The 3,748-nt window shown below is 47.0% G+C and carries 2 protein-coding genes; both read left to right on the top strand.

The window, feature by feature from the left end:
* Positions 1-2,920, top strand: a 2,920-nt coding sequence (locus B7X71_RS13560) for a formate dehydrogenase subunit alpha (protein WP_293601017.1), incomplete at its 5' end; no start/stop codon positions are given.
* Positions 2,921-2,947: 27 nt separating this feature from the next.
* Positions 2,948-3,607, top strand: coding sequence for a formate dehydrogenase FDH3 subunit beta (fdh3B, locus tag B7X71_RS13565; RefSeq protein ID WP_293599072.1), 660 nt, complete (start codon positions 2,948-2,950; stop codon positions 3,605-3,607).
* The last annotated feature ends 141 nt before the right edge of the window (positions 3,608-3,748 follow it).

The following is a 3,748-nucleotide window of genomic DNA, read 5'->3' on the forward strand; positions in this document are numbered from 1 at the left end:
TGGCAGCTTGTCACGTGGACTTCAGTCCGCAGTGCCTACGATGGATCGTCGTACCTTCCTCAAGCGCTCCGGTGTCGGTGTTGGTGCTGGTATCGCAGCAAGCCAATTAACTTTGGTGCAGAAGGCATCTGCCGAGCAAAGCAAGGCAATGTTGGATGGCAAAGGCAAGATCGAAGTTAAGAGAACGATTTGTACGCACTGTTCAGTAGGCTGCGCAACTGACGCTACTGTTGAGAATGGTGTTTGGGTTCGTCAAGACTCTGCATTTGATTCCCCAATTAACTTAGGTGCTTATTGTGCGAAGGGCGCTTCTTTGCGTGAGCATGGGCACGGAGATTTCCGCCTACGTTACCCAATGAAGCTGGTTGACGGTAAATACCAAAGAATTTCTTGGGATCAGGCTTTGACTGAAATCTCTGCGCAGATGAAAGATTTGCGCACTAAGTACAGCCCAGATTCTTTGTTCTTCATTGGCTCCTCAAAGCATAACAACGAACAGTCTTATCTAATGCGTAAGTGGGTTTCTTTCTTTGGAACCAACAACACAGACCATCAAGCACGTATTTGTCACTCCACAACAGTTGCCGGTGTTGCAAACACCTGGGGCTATGGTGCGATGACCAATAGCTATAACGACATGATGAATGCCAAGGCAGCTTTGTATATTGGTTCAAACGCTGCAGAAGCACATCCAGTGTCTATGCTTAGCTTGTTGCATGCAAAAGAAAATGGTTGCAAAGTCATCGTAGTTGACCCACGCTATACCCGTACTGCAGCCAAGTCTGATCAGTATGTTCGTATTCGTTCAGGTACTGATATCCCATTCTTGTTTGGTGTTCTGTATCACATCTTCAACAATGGTTGGGAAGATAAGAAGTACATCAATGACCGCGTGTACGGTATGGATGAGATCCGCAAAGAAGTTATGGAAAAGTGGACTCCAAAGAATGTAGAAGAAGCTTGTGGAGTTCCAGAAGCGCAGATGTACAAAGTTGCTGAAACTATGGCGAAGAATCGTCCAAGCACTTTGGTCTGGTGTATGGGTCAAACACAGCACACCATTGGTAATGCGATGGTTCGTGCATCTTGCATTTTGCAATTAGCTTTAGGCAACATCGGTAAGTCCGGTGGTGGCGCAAATATTTTCCGTGGTCACGATAACGTTCAAGGTGCAACTGACGTTGGCCCTAACCCAGATTCATTGCCTGGCTACTATGGTCTTGCAGCTGGCTCATGGAAGCACTACGCCACAGTATGGGGTGTGGACTATGAGTGGATCAAAGGTCGCTACGCTCCAAACATGATGGAGAAATCCGGCACTACAGTTTCTCGTTGGGTCGATGCGGTACTTGAGAAGAATGACATGATTGATCAGCAAACCAGCGTCAAAGGTTTGTTCTTCTGGGGTCATGCACCAAATTCACAAACTCGCGGTCTCGATATGAAGCGCGCGATGGATAAGTTGGATTTGTTGGTGGTAGTCGATCCATATCCAAGTGCGACTGCGGCAATGGCAGCAATGCCTCCTGCAGAAGGCGATGCTGTGAATAAGAATCGCAACGTGTATTTATTACCAGCTACAACGCAGTTCGAAACAACTGGTTCTGCTACAGCATCCAATCGTTCGCTGCAGTGGCGTGAGAAAGTAATTGATCCGTTGTTTGAATCCGTTCCTGACCACGTGATCATGCAAGCGTTTGCTGATCGTCTTGGTTTCGGTCAAGAATTGTCAGTTAACTACAAGATGTTGAGTTCGAAATATGCAGGTAAGCAGTGGAGAGAGCCTGAAATTGAATCCATCTTGAGAGAAATTAATCGTGGTGTGTGGACGATTGGCTACACAGGTCAAACTCCTGAGCGCTTGAAAGCTCACATGAGAATGGCGGGCGTATTTGATCCGAAGACATTGAAGTCACGTGGTGGTATTGATCCAGTAACTGGCTACGACACTACAGGCGATTACTATGGCTTGCCTTGGCCTTGCTACGGAACTGCAGCTATCAAGCATCCTGGCTCACCAAACCTCTATGACACCAGTAAGAGCGTCATGGAAGGCGGCGGTAATTTCCGTGCAAACTTTGGCGTTGAAAAAGATGGCAAGAATTTATTGGCTGAAGATGGCTCTTACTCTAAGGGTTCAGCGATTAAAACTGGATACCCAGAGTTTGACCATGTCTTTATGAAGAAACTGGGCTGGTGGAGTCAGTTGACCGAGGAAGAGCAGAAGGCAGCTGAAGGTAAGAACTGGAAGACTGACTTATCTGGTGGTATTCAACGCGTTGTCATGAAGAACGGTTGTCATCCATTCGGTAATGCAAAAGCACGTGCAGTAGTGTGGAACTTCCCAGATGCGATTCCTGTTCATCGTGAAGCTCTCTACAGTACTAACGAGCCAATGATGCGCAAGTACCCAACTTCTGCCGATAAGAAGAATTTCTGGCGCTTGCCAACACTTTTCAAAACAGTTCAGGATAAGAACTTGAATGAGAAGCTCTACGAAAAGTTCCCAATCATTTTGACCTCAGGTCGTTTGGTTGAGTACGAAGGTGGAGGAGACGAAACTCGTTCCAACCCATGGTTGGCAGAGTTGCAACAAGAGAACTTTGTTGAGATCAATCCTAAGGCTGCAGAAGTTCGCGGTATTAAGAACTGGGATTACGTATGGGTGAAGTCACCAACCGGCGCCAAGATTAAGGTGCGCGCACTGGTAACTCCACGCGTTGATCAAGGCACTGCATTCGTACCATTCCACTTTGCAGGCTGGTGGCAGGGTAATAACTTGCGCAAATATTACCCAGAGGGCGCTGCCCCTGTAGTCTTAGGTGAAGCGGTAAATACTGCAACAACCTATGGCTATGACCAGGTAACGATGATGCAAGAAACCAAAACCACTATGTGCCAAATCGAAAAATTTGCCTAAGTTAAAAAATAAAGTCAGGAGAACATCATGGCAAGAATGAAATTTATCTGCGATACAGAGCGTTGCATTGAGTGCAACGGCTGTGTCACAGCTTGTAAAAACGATAACGAAGTGCCTTGGGGTATCAATCGTCGCCGAGTTGTTACGGTAAATGACGGCATTGTTGGTCAAGAAAAGTCTGTTTCAGTTGCTTGTATGCACTGTTCAGATGCGCCTTGTATGGCGGTTTGCCCAGTAGATTGCTTCTATCGCACCGACGAGGGTGTGGTGTTGCATGACAAAGACATCTGTATCGGTTGTGGCTATTGCTCTTTTGCCTGCCCATTTGGTGCGCCTCAGTTCTTAAGTCAGGGTGCCTTTGGTTCACGCAGCAAAATGGACAAGTGCACCTTCTGTAGCGGCGGTCCAGAAGCTAACGGTAGCGTTGCCGAATTTGAGAAGTATGGTCGCAACCGCTTAGCTGAAGGTAAGTTACCTTTATGTGCTGAGATGTGTTCAACCAAGGCTTTGATTGGTGGTGATGACGAAGTGATTTCTTCAATCTACGCCAAACGTGTCTCAGTTCGTGAGGCAAATGGCCGCTATCCAAGTAACGATATCTTCGGTTGGTCTACTGCTTATGGTCCATCAGGATCACCTGCACCGAAGCCAACACCTGCTGACAAAATTCCAGGAGCAAAGTCATGAAATTAAATTTCAAAACTCTCGGCTTATGTTTGGCTGCTGGTACTTTGTTGGTGGCATGTTCCGAGCCTCCAGAAATTGCAGCGAAAGCTGCCAAGCGTCCTGATGTAGCCCCTTATATGGGTGCTGACAATGGATTCATGA

The sequence above is a fragment of the Polynucleobacter sp. 39-46-10 genome, from assembly GCF_002282275.1.